We start from the raw sequence: 16,129 nt of genomic DNA on the forward strand, positions 1-16,129 counted from the left end.
CGCACCGGCACCGCTGATCCAACCAGGTTTCGTCTATGACACTACAACTCAATGATGCTTCTCTGCTGAAATACCAGGCCTATATCGACGGGCACTGGGTGTCCGCCGACAACGGCAAGACCCTGACGGTAACCAATCCCGTCGACGATTCCCCGCTGGCGGAAGTGGCCAGCTGCGGCACCGAGGAAACCCGCCGGATGATTGAGGCCGCCAACCGCGCCCAGCCAGGCTGGGCGGCGGCAACAGCCAAACAGCGTGCGACCCTGTTGCGCGACTGGTACAACCTGATCATTGAGCACCAGGAGGATCTGGCCAGAATTCTCACCGCCGAGCAGGGCAAACCCCTGGCTGAGGCCCGCGGCGAAATCCGCTATGGCGCCAGCTACCTCGAGTGGTTTGCTGAAGAGGCGAAACGCCTCTACGGCGATCTGATTCCGGCACCTGCCAGCGACAAGCGGCTGATGGTATTAAAGCAGCCTGTCGGCGTGGTGGCCTGTATTACCCCGTGGAACTTCCCCTGTGCCATGCTGGCCCGCAAAATTGCGCCGGCCATAGCGGCTGGCTGCGCCGTGGTATGCAAACCCGCCAGTGCCACCCCGCTGTCGGCACTGGCACTGGTGGCACTGGCCGAACGGGCCGGGGCTCCGGCAGGATTGATCAATATCGCTGCAGGCGATAGCAAAACCATCGGCGCAGAACTCACCCGCAATCCACTGGTACGAAAACTCACCTTCACCGGGTCTACGGCGGTGGGCAAACAACTGATGGCTGCCTGCGCCGATACCGTTAAACGCACCTCCATGGAACTGGGCGGCAACGCCCCGTTCATTGTGTTTGACGATGCCGATCTGGATGCAGCCGTGGCTGGTGCCCTGGCCGCCAAGTATCGCAATGCCGGACAAACCTGTATCTGTGCCAACCGGTTGCTGGTTCAGGCGGGCGTTTACGATCGTTTTGCAGAAAAATTTACCCGTGCAGTGACTGAGCTGAACGTGGGCTGCGGCACGGCAGACGGCGTCGATATCGGTCCGCTGATCAGCAGGCAGGCCGCTGACGACGTATATGACCTGATTGAGGATGCCACCCGGAGAGGCGCCACCGTTCTGACCGGCGGTGGCCGGGGAACTGGCAGCTTCATTCAACCCACGGTATTGAGCAATGCCACGACTGATATGCGATTGTTCGCGGAAGAAATTTTCGGACCGGTGGCACCACTGTTCAGGTTCGAGACCGAAGCCGAGGCGATTCAGCTGGCCAATGATACAGAATTTGGTCTTGCTGCCTATTTCTACTCCCGGGACCTTAGCCGTATCTGGCGAGTGGCAGAACAGCTGGAATACGGCATTGTGGGGGTTAATGAAGGTCTTGTCTCAAACGAAATGGCGCCTTTTGGCGGCATCAAATACTCCGGTCAGGGACGGGAGGGGTCCCGCTACGGCCTCGATGATTACCTTGAATTGAAGTACCTCTGTCTGGGTGGCATCAATGCTTAATGCGGGCTCGCCATATGGGTCAGCAGCCACCTGCAGACCGGTGCCCATGACAGGGAGTCCCGGATCATGAAACTGAACTATGTCAGTCAAGGCAGCGGGCAACCGGTAGTACTGATGCACGGGATGTTTGGTTCACTGAGCAACCTCGGAGTGGTCGGTCGGGCTCTGGCGGATCAGTATCAGGTAATCGCCGTCGATATGCGCAACCACGGCGAGTCACCCCACAGCATGACCATGGATTATCCTGCCATGGCAGTGGATATTGTGGAACTGCTGGATGATCTGGCGCTCCCCAAAGCGCACCTGCTGGGGCACTCAATGGGTGGCAAAGTGGCCATGCAGGTGGCCCTGAACCAGCCGGACCGCGTTGCCAGCCTGATGGCCGCAGACATCGCGCCGGTAACCTACCAACCCGACCGCCACGGCGGGGTGCTGGCCGGGCTCAGTGCGCTGGCCGAAGCCAGGCCCAGCAGCCGCCAGCAGGCCGATCAACTATTGGCCCAGCACGTCAGTGAACCGGGAGTTCGCGCTTTTCTGCTAAAAAATCTGCGTCGGGCTGACGATGGACGTTTTGATCTGCTGCTGTATCTGGATGGCATTCTCGCCAACTATCATGAAACCCTGACCCTGGCACCCACCGGAACACCCTTCGCAGGACCGGCACTGTTCATCAAGGGAGCCGATTCCGCGTACATTCAGGAAAAACACCGGACTGAGATACTGCGATTATTTCCCCACGCCCAGCTCAAGGTGGTGGATAATACCGGCCACTGGTTGCACGCCGAGAAACCCGCCACCTTTAACAAAATCGTGATGGACTTTCTGGCTGAAGAAACCGGGAACTGACCCAACAGGCCAGCTGGACTGCCAACCAGCGGCATATTGGCCGACCAACACTTGTGACTCACTCCCGGAAAAACCATGTTGAGCTACCGACACGGCTATCATGCCGGCAATTTTGCCGATGTGCTGAAACACATCATTCTGGTTGAACTGCTCGACTATCTGACTCTTAAAGACAAACCCTTCGACTACATTGACAGCCATGCCGGAGCAGGCTGGTATAGACTCAACTCCGAACAGGCCAACAAAACATCGGAATATGCCGCTGGCATAGGCCGCCTGGACGCAAATGATTTTCCTGAGCTAGCGCAATATTTCTCTCTGCTCTACCCCGACAGAAAGACTACCGGCCAGGGACAGAAGCTGTCGCGCTACCCCGGGTCACCCGCCATTGCAAAACATTATCTGCGCCACCGGGATCGGGGCTGGTTATTCGAAATTCATCCGACAGATTATGCGGCACTGCACAAACTGATGGCCGGGGACTCCCGAATTCGGGTCTTCGGGGAAGATGGTCTGCAGGGAATAATGGGCCTGCTACCGCCCGCCTCGAAACGGGGACTGGTGCTGATTGACCCCTCCTACGAAATCAAATCGGATTATCAACGGGTTACGGAACAGCTGATCAAGGCCTACCATAAATTCGCCACTGGCATTTATGCGCTCTGGTACCCGGTGGTAGACCGGGAGCGCATCAACCGCCTGGAGCGCCAACTGATCGGCGCCGGAATCAAGCGGATACAGCTTTTTGAGCTGGGCCTGCAACCCGATACCACAGAGCGGGGCATGACATCAGCGGGCATGATCGTTATCAACCCCCCCTGGACGCTGTTCGACAGGATGCAACCGTTGCTGCCAAAGCTGGCGGGGAAGCTGGCGCCACAAACCGGCGTTTATCGACTTGAAGTATTGGCTGGAGAGGACGCTGTACCACCTCTCCCGAGACAGCGTCGCAACACCAGGTAGCCGACCACACCTGACATGATCGAACCGGCAAGGATGCCCAGGCGCTCGTCAAAAATCAGTTTGATGTCGGTGCCTTCGAAAGCCAGGGAACTGATAAACAGACTCATGGTAAAACCAATGCCACAGAGTGCGGCCACGCCGTAAAGTCCACCCCAGGTCATATCCTTTGGCCGCGCTGCCACACCCAGCTTGACGGCAAGCCAGCAACTACCGAACACGCCGACCTGTTTGCCGACGAACAGCCCCAGCGCAATACCCGTCGGCACCGGATGGAAAACCTGCGCCACACTGAGACCGGAAAAACTGATACCGGCGTTGGCAAACGCAAATACCGGCAAGACAAAAAAAGTGACCAGCGCCTGCAGGTCACGCTCCATGATTTTAAGGGGAGAGACGCCTGGGTTATCGGTGTGGAGAGGAATGAACATGGCCATGATCACCCCCGCCAGGGTCGCGTGGACACCGGACTTCAGCATGGCAAGCCACATAATCGTACCCACTGCGATATAGAGGCTTTTGGATTCGACGTTGTAACGATTCAAGAGCGCCAGTACCGGCAAACAACTGCAGACCAACAGCAAAGCCGCAGGGGAAATACTCGATGTGTAAAAGATGGCGATAATGATAATCGCGCCGATATCATCAAAAACTGCCAGAGAAGTAAGGAAAACCTTCAGGGAGACCGGCACCCTGGAACCCAACAACGACAGGACTCCCAGTGCAAAGGCAATATCGGTAGCGGCCGGAATGGCCCACCCCTGACTGGCAAGACCATCACCACTATTGAAGCTCAGATAGATCATTGCCGGTACCAGCATACCGCCCAGAGCCCCCACCCCAGGCAAGATGATTTTTCGCTTATCGGACAGCTCCCCCTCAATCAACTCGCGCTTTAGTTCGAGCCCTACAAGGAAAAAGAAAACCGCCATTAATCCGTCGTTGATCCACATCAGCAGTGGCTTGGCCACCACGAATTCACCGATCATCACCGCTACCGGGGTATCCAGCAGCAGTCCATAGTAAGCTCGCACTGGCGAGTTGGCACAGATCAGCGCAGCGATGGCAGCCAGCATCATCACGATGCCACCCGCCGCCTCGAGCCTGAAAAATCGGCTGATATACGATTCAGATCGTTTCTTCATAACAGTCTTTTTGACCTGCTTTTTATGGCCTGCTCTTTATGCTGCTTTTTATAGCCGGTAATGCCCATTAATCGGTATAGAAAATAACCGTCTCTGAAAATTTGGAAATTGTGTCGCTTTTGGTCGGCCCCAGCAGAAAATCTGCCTTCCACCATCAACGGCGAGTTCACCGCGATGCCGGCATAGGCTGCTGGGACACATAAATCAACTGGCCAGTATCAAAACCCAGTTCTCCAGCTCGTTTTTCAAACCGCTGAATCAGCTTCTCATCCACCGTAGGCGTGCGGGCCAGCAACCATAAATAGGAATGGTTGAAACCCGACACAAAAGCGTACTGATACTGTTCGTGATCGAGACCAAACACTGCGTAGGTGCTGAAAAATGGGCCAAAAAAGGAGACTTTCAGGTGACCGGTATGGTCATCCCCAACAAAATAGGCACGCCCTTCGGCAGATTTCCACTCCGCCTTCTGCTCGGAAAAACCCTGGTTGATGACCCGTATACCACCATCCTCACGCCGGCTGTATTCTGCGGTCACCCGGCTTAAACCGCGCTCAAACGAGTGATCCAACCGTGCAATTTCATACCAGGTACCGAGATACGCATCGGCGTCAAAATCGCTGACCGGTTCCACGCCATCAGGCGTGCCGAGACACCCCGCCAGCATAAAGGGAAGAAACAGAAAACAAGTGAATCTGCGGCGTATTTTCATCACGTCTCAACCACCTGGTATATAGCCACCGACTCAGTCATGGCACTCGTTGATCCAGACACCCACGTCCAGCACTGAAGACGCCGCCCCGGAGAATGTTCCGGAAACAGGTGGTACAGATTCTGGCAGCCGGGCCACAGCAACTGCGATGTGGTCGGCGCCGACCAGTTGACCAATGGTCGGATCAAACCCTACCCAGCCAGCACCCGGTACGTAGATTTCCGCCCAGGCGTGAGTGGCACCGAAATTATCGATGGTCGGCGGGGCATGCAGGTAACCACTGACAAAACGTGCTGCGAGCCCAAGATGACGGGCCGCTGACATGAACAATTGCGCAAAATCACGGCAGGAACCGGCTTTAAGGGCGATGGTTTGCTCGGCGGATTGCACCCCCGGCTCTTCCCGTATCCGGTATGCGAAGGTCTGATAAATATGAGAGCAAATTCGCTGCATCAGGGTATAGGTCTGAACGGCTTCTCCCGGTTGCCAGATAGCACCAATCCAGTCAGTCAGCCACTTGTCCGACTCGATGGGCGGGTCAGCCATATACGGCTGCAATAATACCCGGTCATCCTCTTCGTACAAAAACGGGTAATCCACCGCCTGTTGCTCCACCACAAAATCCAGCGGATCCTCATTGTATTGTTGAATAATGACGTCACTGAGAATTGACAGTTGACTGGTCGGGTAGCTGAAACTGGCTATCGCCACCGAATTTCCCTCGACATCGTGTCGCCAGCGCAGGGTGGGCTGAGGGGTAATCGTCAGCGTGGAGGATTCGATATGCAGTGTGTGCCCTTCTCTGGGCCGCAATCGCAAGTAGTGTGTACCAAGGATCACCGATCCGGAAAAGTTATAGTAGGTGTTGTGGGTAATTCTGAATCGACGCATGGGTCGTTATTTCCTGGGGTAAACCTTTTGCATAGACAGCTGTCCTCCCGGGCAACCTGTTTTGTTTAATTTGGGTCCATCCTCCCCTCCTGCGCAATCTATCCAACAAAGCCTGGAGTACGGCTCTAGACCCCGCCTAGGACTCTTCTCACAGCATGTGCCATCTGATTGGCGAGAGCAACCTCCTTTTGATGCCCGAAAAATACGGTAGAGGTCAAACCCCCCGGGGATAATCCGGGATTTTAGGCGTCACTGGTAAACCACATCGCCGTACATCGGCGCCAACCGCTTGAGCAAATCATTGCCAGAGTGAACAGTACCCACCCGGCGCTCTTTGGCATCGCCTTTTCTGTGATCTGGTTTTTCGCAACTATTTGCAACTACTAAATGTACTCCGATACGGGCAGACAGGCACAAACCAGATTACGATCCCCGTAGACATTATCAACTCTACCAACCGGCGACCAGTATTTACTTTCCCGGAGGGCGGCCAGCGGATAAGCCGCCTGTTCACGGGAGTAACTTTTGTCCCACTGGTCGGCAACCAGTTCATCCGCCGTATGAGGCGCACCACACAGCGGGTTGTCATCTACCGGGTATTCGCCGCGTTCCACTGCGGCAATCTCCTCACGAATCTGCAACAGGGCATCACAGAGACGATCCAGCTCTTCCCTGGATTCACTCTCCGTTGGCTCAATCATCAGGGTGCCCGGCACCGGGAAAGACATGGTCGGCGCATGAAAGCCATAGTCGATCAACCGTTTGGCGACATCATCAACCGTAATTCCGGAAGTCTCCTTGATGCCCCTTAAATCAATGATACATTCGTGCGCTACCCGATCATTGCTGCCGGTATAGAGGATCGGGTAACCGTCCTGCAGGCGTCCGGCCACATAGTTGGCATTGAGAATCGCCACCTCCGTGGCCTGTTTCAAACCCGCGGCCCCCATCATTTTGATATACATCCAGGTAATCGGCAGGATACTGGCACTCCCCCAGGGCGCAGAGGACACAGCACCCACTGCTGGACACTGTTCAAACACATCATGGCCCGGCAGAAATGCCGCTAGATGTTGCTTGACCGCCACCGGACCCACGCCGGGGCCACCACCGCCGTGGGGAATGCAGAAGGTTTTATGCAGATTCAGGTGTGACACATCCCCCCCGAACTGGCCGGGCTGGCACAGCCCGACCATGGCGTTGAGATTGGCACCATCAATATAAACCTGTCCGCCATGCTCATGCACAATCCCGCAGATGTCGGTGATGCCCTCCTCGAACACCCCGTGGGTCGAGGGGTACGTCACCATAATGGCCGCCAGCTGATCGCTGTATTGGGCGGCTTTATCCCGCAATTCGCCAAGATCCACATTGCCCCGCTCGTCACAACCCACCACCACCACGCGCATGCCACACATCTGGGCAGAGGCCGGATTGGTGCCGTGGGCAGAGCTGGGAATCAGACAGATATTGCGATGGCTGTCGCCCCGGCTCTGGTGGTAGGCACGAATCGCCAACAGCCCGGCGTACTCGCCCTGTGAACCGGCATTGGGCTGAAGTGACACGGCGTCATAGCCGGTGGCGGCACAGAGCATAGCCTCCACTTCGCCAATCATTTTACGGTAGCCGACGGTCTGATCTGCCGGCGCGAAGGGGTGGATGCCGGCAAATTCCGGCCAGCTGACCGGAATCATCTCGGCGGTGGCATTCAATTTCATGGTACAGGAGCCCAATGGAATCATCGCCCGGTCGAGCGCAATATCCTTGTCGGCCAGCTTGCGTAGATAACGGAGCATTTCCGTTTCCGAGTGGTAGCGGTTGAAAACCGGCTGGGTGAGAACCGGCTCCGTTCGCAGCAACCCCTGCGGCAAGCCGCTGTCTGCGGTAGCTTCCAGCTCAGCCACTGTGAGCTCACTGTGGGCATCAAACAACTGCCAGAGGGTCTCCACGTCGGTCGCCGTGGTGGTCTCATCCAGGGAGATACCCAGCTGTTGCTGATCGATCACCCGCAGGTTGATTCCCTGCGCCAGCGCTTTGCGATGAATATCGGCGGTCTGTGACCCACTGGCAATCGTGAGCGTGTCGAAAAAGCTGTGATTAGTGATGGTGAAATTCAATCGAGTCAGGCCGGCTGCCAGAATCGATGTCAGGCAATGAACCCGTTCCGCGATGCGCCGCAACCCCTCCGGACCATGGTAAACCGCATACATACTGGCCATCACGGCCAACAGTACCTGGGCCGTACAAATGTTGCTGGTGGCTTTCTCGCGTCGAATATGCTGCTCGCGGGTTTGCAGTGCCAGCCGGAAAGCGGGCTTACCGCGACTGTCCACTGACACACCAACCAAACGGCCCGGCAGAGAGCGTTTGAAGGTGTCACGGGTGGCCATGTACGCGGCATGGGGACCACCAAAGCCGAGCGGCACACCGAAACGCTGGGTGGAACCAATCGCCACATCAGCACCCAACTGGGCCGGGCTTTGCAACAGCATCAAGCTGAGGATATCTGCCGCCATCACCACCAGCGCCCTGTTTTGGTGAGCGGTTTCAATCACACCGGAAAAATCCTCAACACTGCCATCAGCACCGGGATATTGCAGTAGCACACCAAAACATTCCTGGTTGGCAATCTCCTGAGGATTGCCAATCACCACATCGATATCCAGGGGTTCAGCGCGCGTGCGCACCACTTCAATCGTCTGCGGCAGACACTGGCGATCCACGAAAAACACCCGACTTTTCGATTTGGCCATGCGCTGACACAGGGTCATCGCCTCGGCGGCGGCCGTTCCTTCGTCCAGCAGCGAAGCACTCGCCAGATCCATACCCGTCAGATCCGTAATCAGCGTCTGGAAGTTCAGCATGGCTTCCAGACGTCCCTGGGAAATTTCCGGCTGGTAGGGGGTATAGGCGGTATACCAGGCGGGATTTTCCAGCACATTGCGCAAAATCACATTGGGGGTGAGACAACCGTAGTAACCCTGGCCAATAAATGACCGGAAAACCCGGTTTTCGTCAGCAATGGCGCGCAGCTCAGTCAGGGCCTGTTGTTCCGTGCAGGCGTCAGCGAGTGCCAGCGACTCTGTAGAGCGAATTTTTTCCGGTATCACCGCCGCGATGAAGGAGGCCATATCGGTATAACCGAGGGCTTTCAGCATGGCCTGCTGATCTTCGCCGGAAGGGCCAATGTGTCGACGGATAAATTCATTATTGCTAGCAAGCTCTGCCAATGACTTCATGGGATTCTTTCTCTGTTCGGACGTTGATAGGCAAGTTGAATGGGATGTCTTCAGCGTATTGACGAGCATCCCGATATTCGGTGCTACTGCTTGCGCCGCCAGCCTGCGGCTCGTTCCACGTGACTGACTGCGCTACTGGCCACGCTTACTGGCCACGCTTACTGGCCACGCTTACTGGCCACGCTTACTGGCCACGATAGTACCGCTGGGGAACAAACGGCATTTTTGTCACGCTGACCGGGCGGGGTTTATCGCGCACCAGTGCGCGCAACGGGGTACCTGCCGCCGCAAAAGCCGACGAGACATACGCCATCGCCAGCGGCGCTTCCAGGGTCGGCCCAAAGCCACCGCTGGTGACCACCCCGACCTGCTGACCCGCTTCATCAATCAGCACAGCCCCTTCCCTCACCGGCGCACGGCCCTCAATCTGCAGGCCAACCCGGCGACGGGCCGCACCCTGCTGCATTTCGTTAAAAATCACCTCGGCGCCGGGGAAACCGCCCGCCTTTTGACCGTCCGGGCGACGGGACTTGCTGATACTCCACAGCAGTCCTGCTTGGACCGGCGTGGTAGTGGTGTCCAGATCGTGACCGTAGAGGCACAGTCCGGCCTCCAGCCGCAGCGAGTCGCGAGCACCCAGTCCGACTGGCTGGACCTGATCAAACGACAGCAGCATTCTGGCCAGTGCGTCCGCAGCGTCCGCGGGGACAGAAATTTCAAAACCGTCCTCTCCGGTATAACCGGAACGGGTAACAAAGCAATCGGCCCCGGCGAGGGTGGCCCGGCAACCACTCATAAACACCAGGCCACACACTTCCGGAGCCAGCTTTGCCATCACATCGACGGCAGCCGGTCCCTGCAGGGCCAATAGCGCACGGTCTTCCAGATATTCAATCTCAAAACCGGACAGGGCACCTTCCAGATAGTCGAGATCCTGTTCCTTACAGGCGGCATTCACCACCAAAAAGAAGCGGTCCTCCGCCCAGCGGGCGATCATCAAATCATCCAGGATACCGCCCTGCGCATTGGTAAATAGCGCATAGGTTTGCCGGTTGATAGCCAGTTGCTCCAGGTCTACAGGCACCAGCTTTTCCAGTGCAGCGGCCACGCCGGCGCCGCTGATCACCACCTGCCCCATATGGGAGACATCAAAAAGGCCGGCCTGGGCGCGGGTATGGAGATGTTCAGCCATAATACCCGCCGGGTACTGAACCGGCATGTCATAACCGGCAAAGGGTACCATCCGCGCACCCAGTTCCAGGTGGAGAGTGTTAAGAGGAGTCGTCTTCAAGTCTTGGCTTTGTTCAGTCGTCATAGATTCCGCCAAATAATGGGGCCTGTTAAGCAGGCCATGTTATCTGCCTGCAAAAAATTGGTAAAATTAATAGTTAAAATCATTCCATTTCATTTGTTAATGTGGGCGCGATGAAAAACCTGCCAACAGACCTGCTCCGCACCTTTGTCACCGTTACAGAACTGGGCGGCTTTACCGCTGCGGCAGACTGGCTCGGGCGCTCCCAGCCCGCTGTCAGCCTGCAGATTAAGCGGCTGGAGCAATTGCTGGGGCAGACCTTGCTGGTCCGCAGCGGACACCAGCTGGAATTAAGCCGGGCCGGCCAGCTGATGTTTCGCTACGCGCGACAGATCCTGACACTGAATGACGAGGCGGTCGCCCAGTTCACCAAGCATTCTGTGAGCGGCAAGATTCACTTCGGCATCCCCAGTGAGTTCGCCACCACACTGTTGCCAAAAATTGTCGGACGCTTTACCCAGGCCTACCCGAATGTCACCCTGGAAGTCACCTGCGCACTCAGCAAGCAGTTGCTCGCCGAACCGGAGCGTCGCCGCTATGACCTGATTCTGGCCCTGCACGACGACCCGGTGATGGCAGGCCATAATCTGGTCAAGAAGGACGAGCTGGTCTGGGTAACCGGCGCCGACCACGACGCCCATCTACAGATACCACTGCCGTTAATTGTGGCGCCGGAAGGCTGTATTTACCGCAAACGTGGCATTGAGCGGCTTCGGGACAATCATCGCGACTGGCGGGTGGTTTACACAATTCCCGATTTAACCGGCATCCAGTCTGCTATCAACGAGGGGCTGGGGGTTACGGTATTGGCGAGAAGCACAGTGCCGGAGAACCTCCGGGTTCTGAAGCCCACAGAAAAACTGCCCAGACTGGGCAAAGTGGGCATCAGCCTGATTGAACAGAGCAGCGAATCCGGTGAGGCGATCACCCGGCTGATGGATTTCGTCAAGGCCTCACTTTAAACCAGGCTGCACCAAGCTGCCTAAACAAGGAATACCACCATGAAAAACAATATCGTTTTGATCGGAATGCCCGGGGCCGGAAAGAGCACGGTCGGTCTGCTTCTGGCCAAGAAACTGGGCAAAAATTTCGTCGATACCGATATTTTACTGCAGATTCGCGAGGGCAAAACACTGCAACAACTGATGGACGAGAAAGGCTATCTGTATCTGAGGGAATGCGAGGCCTCGGCGTTACAGGCAATTGATGGGCACAACCTGGTAGTCGCCACCGGGGGCAGCGCCGTCTATAGCAAGGCAGGCATGTCACACCTGCAACAAAACGGCATCATTGTCTATCTTGAAACACCCCTGAATACGCTGCGCCAGCGCATCCACGATTATGAAACCCGGGGCATTGCACGCCGCCCGGAGCAGAGCTTTGCTGCACTTTACACGGAGCGGGACACGCTCTATCGCGAATACGCAGATGCCACCATTCACTGTGCGGATGCGAGTGTTGAGCAGGTCGTCAGCATGATCTGTTCGGCTGCCACCGGCCTGACCAGAACCCCCCGATAAAGCGCTGAGCAAAAAAAGCCGGGGATAACCCCGGCAATGGCCGTTCCCGTTTCGGCACTTTCAATCATCAACCCTTTCCACCATCAACCATGGTGACTAACCACATTTTGAATCACCGCAGTTCAGACAGGTCATACAACCGTCCATCAGGATGACCGCTTTGGTCATACACTTATGACAGAGCTGGGCACTTTCGGGAAAGGGATTGCTCTGCTTCCCTTCGGGGGCAGTATAACTACTGGCCGCGTCGTACTCGGCACGCTTTTCCGCCAGAATCGCCATCTGATGCTCCCCCAGATTGGGCGCCTGCATCATGCCGATTTTGGTCAGATGGGACTCAATCGCTTCGCCAATCTCGGCCACCAGTGATGGCATGAATTTTCCACCGCGCTTGAAGTAGCCGCCCTGCGGATCAAATACCGCTTTCAACTCCTCGGCCAGGAAAGTGCAGTCACCTCCCTTGCGAAATACTGCAGAAATTACCCGGGTCAGTGCCACCACCCACTGGAACTGATCCATGTTCTTCGAGTTGATGAAAATCTCGAAGGGACGGCGCTGCTCATGATCGGTACCCTGATTCAATATGATGTCATTGATGGTGATATAGAGCGCATGATCAGACAGCGGTGTCTTTACCTTGTAGGTACTACCGTGCAGCTCTTCGGGCCGACTGAGGTTTTCGTGCATCTGCACAATAGCCCGCTCCAGTTCTGCAGCTGCAGTCTTTGCTTCGGGAATGACTTCATCGTTGGAAGGTGTCACCACCTTGTAGTCAACGATTTTTTTATCAATTTTTACACTCATGTCTATGCTTCCGATCAGAATTTGCCGTAGTAGCCTTCTTTCAAGGCATCGAAGAGGTTGGCGGCACTGTGGGTTTCACCGTCATACTCCACTTCCTCATTGCCCTTCAGCTCCACCGTGGAACCATCCTCCAGCGTGAAGCGGTAGGTGGTGTTTTCCAGGTCTTTCTCTTTTACCAGCACGCCCTGGAAAGCTTCGGGATTAAAACGGAACGTGGTACAGCCTTTGAGGCCATTTTCGTAGGCGTACAGATAGATATCCTTGAAATCCTCGAAGTCACAATCCGTGGGCACGTTGATGGTTTTGGAAATGGAGGAGTCCACCCACTTCTGGGCGGCCGCCTGCACATCCACATGCTGGCGGGGTTTGACATCTTCGCTGGAGATAAAATAATCGGGCAGTTTCTCTCCCTCCTTGTCACTGAAAGGCAGGGCGTTGGCGTTGATCAATTCCCGGTAGGCCAGTAACTCGTAGGAAAAGACATCCACTTTTTCCTTGGATTTTTTACCCTCGCGAATCACATTGCGTGAGTAGTGGTGGGCAAAGCTGGGCTCGATACCATTGCTGGCATTATTGGCCAATGACAGTGAAATAGTCCCGGTGGGCGCAATGGATGAGTGGTGAGTAAAACGGCAACCGACTGTGGCAATTTCTTCCACCAGGCCGGGATCAACCTCCGCCACTTTCTGCATATAGCGACTGTAACGGGCCTGCAATACCTTACCCTTGAGCTTGTCGCCGATGACAATGCCATCCTGCACCATGTCGGGGCGCAGGCGTAGCATCTCAGCGGTCACCTCAAACTCTTCATCCATAATCGGAGCCGGGCCTTTTTCCTTGGCCAGCTCGAGACCGGTACGCCAGCCCGCCATTGCCATCTCGCGGGAGACCTCCTCAGTCAGCGCCAGAGACGCCTCACTGCCATAGGGCACCCGCAGCATGGTCATGGTGGAGCCGAGACCGAGGAAGCCCATGCCGTGGCGACGCTTTCTAACAATTTCATTGCGCTGCCCTTCCAATGGCAGCCCATTGATTTCCACCACATTATCGAGCATCCGGGTAAAGACGGAGACCACTTCACGGTAATTCTCCCAGTCGAAACGGGCTTTTTCTGTGAACGGGTCCAGGACAAACCGGGTCAGGTTGATCGACCCCAGCAGACAGCTGCCATAGGGCGGCAGAGGCTGCTCACCACAGGGATTGGTCGCCCGGATATTTTCACAGTACCAGTTATTGTTCTGTCGATTCACCTTGTCGATAAGGATAAAGCCGGGCTCCGCATAATCGTAAGTGGAACTCATAATCACGTTCCACATATGCCGGGCCTTGACTGTGCGATAAATGCGACAGGCCACCAAACCTTCTTCATTGACGACATAACCTTCCGTGGTGGGAAACTCTTTCCACAACAGGGTATCGTCGGCGAGATCAACTGTGCCCTGCTCAACCTCTTTATGGGACACCGGGAAGCTCAGGGACCAGTCGCCATCACTTTTGACCGCCTCCATAAATTCTTCGGTGACCAGCAATGACAGATTGAACTGTCGCAAACGGCCATCCTCCCGCTTGGCACGAATGAAATCCACCACGTCCGGGTGGCTCACATCGAAGGTGGCCATTTGTGCACCACGTCGGCCACCGGCAGAGGACACGGTGAAACACATCTTGTCAAAGATATCCATAAAGGACAGTGGCCCGGAGGTGTAGGCACCCGCACCTGACACATAAGCCCCCCTGGGACGCAAGGTCGAAAACTCATAACCGATACCGCAACCGGCTTTCAGTGTCAGACCCGCCTCCAGATTTTTCTCCAGAATGCCCTGCATGGAATCCTGCACGGTACCGGAGACTGTACAGTTAATTGTGGAAGTTGCCGGTTTATGCGCCAATGCGCCCGCATTGGAAATAATCCGGCCAGCGGGTATCGCACCATTGCGCAATGCCCACAGAAAGCGTTCGTACCAGTGCTCCTGTTTACCCGGCTCCTCCACCTCGGACAGCGCCCTGGCGACTCGGCTGTAGGTGGCATCAATCGTCTCATCTACCGGATTACCGCTTTTATCCTTGAGACGATATTTCTTGTCCCAGATATCCTGGGAGGCAGTCTGAAGTCTGATTTCGATGGCATGGGGCTCATCTGCAGTTTTAAGCGCTTCTATTGACATGAGAATGCTGTTTCCTTGTTACAAATGTGGCTGTGAGCGGCTTTTAACCGTCTTTTCGTGCGGGGGCACTGCGAAGAAACTCCCCTGATTTTGCTGGAAAGATGGCAGTGGAGACATACCATCCGGACGATCAGCAATAATTCTTGTCTGCCGGTGAGTATACAATATCTAGTGGCTGTTTCCAGATCCAACACTACAGATAGTATTTGATCATGAAAACCGACTCAACGAACCCGCTCTGAAAGCGGTCACTTCCCCCCTGCGCCCCGACAGGCAAAGGCTGCCGAATAACGGCTCTCATCAAAAAACAGGGCTGCCAGACAGGCCGGCAGCAAATCCCATGACCAGATACCTGTCATCCGGTCGAAAAAAGTGGAAACTGTCATCACAATGCCGTTTCTTGGCAAAGCAAACCTGTTCACCCATAATGTGTCCCTCATCCAAAAACTCATTCCCATCAAAAGGAATCCTCATGAATATTTCCGAGAACGCCGTCGTGCTTTTTCACTATATCCTCACTGACGAGAACGGCGTTCAGCTTGATTCGTCCACCGATGCAGCACCCCTGGCCTACGTACACGGCCACAAAAATATCATTCCCGGTCTCGAGAAGGCGATGGAAGGCAAAACCGAAGGCGATACCATGAAAGTCACCGTTCCCGCCGCCGACGCCTATGGCGAGTACCAGGATCACCTGGTACAGGAGGTTCCCCGCAAAGCATTCCAGGGTGTGGAAGATATGCAGACCGGAATGCGTTTCGAGGCACAAACCCCATCGGGCCCGGTCTCGGTCGTGGTCAGGGATTTCAGCGAAGAAACCGTGACGGTTGACGGCAACCACCCGCTGGCCGGCAAGGATCTGACCTTTGATGTGAATATCCAGACCGTCCGGGAAGCCACCGAAGAAGAACTGGCCCACGGCCATGTGCATGGGCCGGAGGGCCACCAACACTGAGTATGACCGTCGTGCACTAGCCACGTGTTACATCAAAAAAGGCCAGCCGGAACAGGCTGGCCTTTTTTATTCTTTTACTACCATTCT

The 16,129-nt window shown here is 55.7% G+C and carries 14 protein-coding genes; 6 read left to right on the forward strand and 8 right to left on the reverse strand.

Annotation, left to right across the window (positions count from 1 at the left end):
• Positions 1 to 35 precede the first annotated feature (35 nt).
• From QZ516_RS11310 to rlmJ, 3 genes are all read left to right on the forward strand, one after another.
• Positions 36 to 1,493, forward strand: coding sequence for an NAD-dependent succinate-semialdehyde dehydrogenase (locus tag QZ516_RS11310; protein ID WP_297189793.1), 1,458 nt, complete (start codon positions 36 to 38; stop codon positions 1,491 to 1,493).
• A 66-nt stretch (positions 1,494 to 1,559) separates the two neighbouring features.
• Positions 1,560 to 2,339 carry an alpha/beta fold hydrolase gene (locus QZ516_RS11315; RefSeq protein WP_297189796.1) on the forward strand — a complete coding sequence of 260 codons (780 nt, stop codon included), beginning with the start codon at positions 1,560 to 1,562 and terminating at the stop codon, positions 2,337 to 2,339.
• A gap of 75 nt (positions 2,340 to 2,414) precedes the next feature.
• Entirely contained in the window at positions 2,415 to 3,302 is an 888-nt protein-coding gene (gene rlmJ, locus QZ516_RS11320; RefSeq protein WP_297189798.1) for a 23S rRNA (adenine(2030)-N(6))-methyltransferase RlmJ, read from the forward strand.
• Here the strand turns inward: rlmJ and nhaA are convergent.
• From nhaA to gcvT, 5 genes are all read right to left on the reverse strand, one after another.
• Complete coding sequence (gene nhaA, locus QZ516_RS11325; protein WP_297189801.1) at positions 3,230 to 4,444, reverse strand: Na+/H+ antiporter NhaA; 1,215 nt, start codon at positions 4,442 to 4,444, stop codon at positions 3,230 to 3,232. The genes rlmJ and nhaA overlap by 73 nt on opposite strands.
• Before the next feature lie 166 nt (positions 4,445 to 4,610).
• Complete coding sequence (locus tag QZ516_RS11330; RefSeq protein ID WP_297189804.1) at positions 4,611 to 5,156, reverse strand: lipocalin family protein; 546 nt, start codon at positions 5,154 to 5,156, stop codon at positions 4,611 to 4,613.
• Positions 5,157 to 5,189: 33 nt separating this feature from the next.
• Positions 5,190 to 6,047: a transglutaminase family protein gene (locus QZ516_RS11335; RefSeq protein ID WP_297189807.1), complete on the reverse strand. Its 858-nt coding sequence runs from the start codon at positions 6,045 to 6,047 to the stop codon at positions 5,190 to 5,192.
• Positions 6,048 to 6,430: 383 nt separating this feature from the next.
• Complete coding sequence (gene gcvP, locus QZ516_RS11340; protein WP_297189810.1) at positions 6,431 to 9,286, reverse strand: aminomethyl-transferring glycine dehydrogenase; 2,856 nt, start codon at positions 9,284 to 9,286, stop codon at positions 6,431 to 6,433.
• A gap of 184 nt (positions 9,287 to 9,470) precedes the next feature.
• Positions 9,471 to 10,601 (reverse strand): glycine cleavage system aminomethyltransferase GcvT, encoded by a 1,131-nt coding sequence (gene gcvT / locus QZ516_RS11345; protein WP_297189812.1) that lies wholly within the window; start codon positions 10,599 to 10,601, stop codon positions 9,471 to 9,473.
• Positions 10,602 to 10,711: 110 nt separating this feature from the next.
• On the opposite strand from gcvT, the gene QZ516_RS11350 reads away from it, so the two are divergent.
• Both QZ516_RS11350 and QZ516_RS11355 read left to right on the forward strand, forming a co-directional pair.
• Positions 10,712 to 11,560: a LysR substrate-binding domain-containing protein gene (locus QZ516_RS11350; protein WP_297189815.1), complete on the forward strand. Its 849-nt coding sequence runs from the start codon at positions 10,712 to 10,714 to the stop codon at positions 11,558 to 11,560.
• Between the two features lie 39 nt (positions 11,561 to 11,599).
• Complete coding sequence (locus QZ516_RS11355; RefSeq protein ID WP_297189817.1) at positions 11,600 to 12,118, forward strand: shikimate kinase; 519 nt, start codon at positions 11,600 to 11,602, stop codon at positions 12,116 to 12,118.
• 96 nt (positions 12,119 to 12,214) lie between these two features.
• On the opposite strand, the gene QZ516_RS11360 is transcribed toward QZ516_RS11355, so the two are convergent.
• From QZ516_RS11360 to QZ516_RS11370, 3 genes are all read right to left on the reverse strand, one after another.
• Positions 12,215 to 12,922, reverse strand: coding sequence for an NrdJb (locus QZ516_RS11360; RefSeq protein ID WP_036859582.1), 708 nt, complete (start codon positions 12,920 to 12,922; stop codon positions 12,215 to 12,217).
• Positions 12,923 to 12,936: 14 nt separating this feature from the next.
• Positions 12,937 to 15,087, reverse strand: coding sequence for an adenosylcobalamin-dependent ribonucleoside-diphosphate reductase (locus tag QZ516_RS11365; RefSeq protein WP_297189820.1), 2,151 nt, complete (start codon positions 15,085 to 15,087; stop codon positions 12,937 to 12,939).
• A gap of 248 nt (positions 15,088 to 15,335) precedes the next feature.
• The gene (locus QZ516_RS11370; RefSeq protein ID WP_297189822.1) at positions 15,336 to 15,473 is read right to left on the reverse strand and encodes a hypothetical protein; all 138 of its coding nucleotides are present in this window, start codon (positions 15,471 to 15,473) and stop codon (positions 15,336 to 15,338) included.
• Between the two features lie 86 nt (positions 15,474 to 15,559).
• Here QZ516_RS11370 and slyD point away from each other — a divergent pair, with 86 nt between their 5' ends.
• Entirely contained in the window at positions 15,560 to 16,042 is a 483-nt protein-coding gene (gene slyD, locus QZ516_RS11375) for a peptidylprolyl isomerase (protein WP_297189825.1), read from the forward strand.
• The last annotated feature ends 87 nt before the right edge of the window (positions 16,043 to 16,129 follow it).

The organism is uncultured Porticoccus sp. (assembly GCF_913061305.1).
Taxonomy (GTDB): domain Bacteria; phylum Pseudomonadota; class Gammaproteobacteria; order Pseudomonadales; family Porticoccaceae; genus Porticoccus.

Bases quoted from the DNA above. Each gene is read 5' to 3' on its own strand.
- QZ516_RS11350 (WP_297189815.1), top strand. From the start codon at position 10,712: ATGAAAAACCTGCCAACAGACCTGCTCCGCACCTTTGTCACCGTTACA.
- gcvT (WP_297189812.1), bottom strand. From the start codon at position 10,601: ATGACGACTGAACAAAGCCAAGACTTGAAGACGACTCCTCTTAACACT.
- QZ516_RS11335 (WP_297189807.1), bottom strand. From the start codon at position 6,047: ATGCGTCGATTCAGAATTACCCACAACACCTACTATAACTTTTCCGGA.
- QZ516_RS11365 (WP_297189820.1), bottom strand. From the start codon at position 15,087: ATGTCAATAGAAGCGCTTAAAACTGCAGATGAGCCCCATGCCATCGAA.
- rlmJ (WP_297189798.1), top strand. From the start codon at position 2,415: ATGTTGAGCTACCGACACGGCTATCATGCCGGCAATTTTGCCGATGTG.
- slyD (WP_297189825.1), top strand. From the start codon at position 15,560: ATGAATATTTCCGAGAACGCCGTCGTGCTTTTTCACTATATCCTCACT.
- QZ516_RS11370 (WP_297189822.1), bottom strand. From the start codon at position 15,473: ATGACAGTTTCCACTTTTTTCGACCGGATGACAGGTATCTGGTCATGG.
- nhaA (WP_297189801.1), bottom strand. From the start codon at position 4,444: ATGAAGAAACGATCTGAATCGTATATCAGCCGATTTTTCAGGCTCGAG.
- gcvP (WP_297189810.1), bottom strand. From the start codon at position 9,286: ATGAAGTCATTGGCAGAGCTTGCTAGCAATAATGAATTTATCCGTCGA.
- QZ516_RS11330 (WP_297189804.1), bottom strand. From the start codon at position 5,156: ATGAAAATACGCCGCAGATTCACTTGTTTTCTGTTTCTTCCCTTTATG.
- QZ516_RS11310 (WP_297189793.1), top strand. From the start codon at position 36: ATGACACTACAACTCAATGATGCTTCTCTGCTGAAATACCAGGCCTAT.
- QZ516_RS11360 (WP_036859582.1), bottom strand. From the start codon at position 12,922: ATGAGTGTAAAAATTGATAAAAAAATCGTTGACTACAAGGTGGTGACA.
- QZ516_RS11355 (WP_297189817.1), top strand. From the start codon at position 11,600: ATGAAAAACAATATCGTTTTGATCGGAATGCCCGGGGCCGGAAAGAGC.
- QZ516_RS11315 (WP_297189796.1), top strand. From the start codon at position 1,560: ATGAAACTGAACTATGTCAGTCAAGGCAGCGGGCAACCGGTAGTACTG.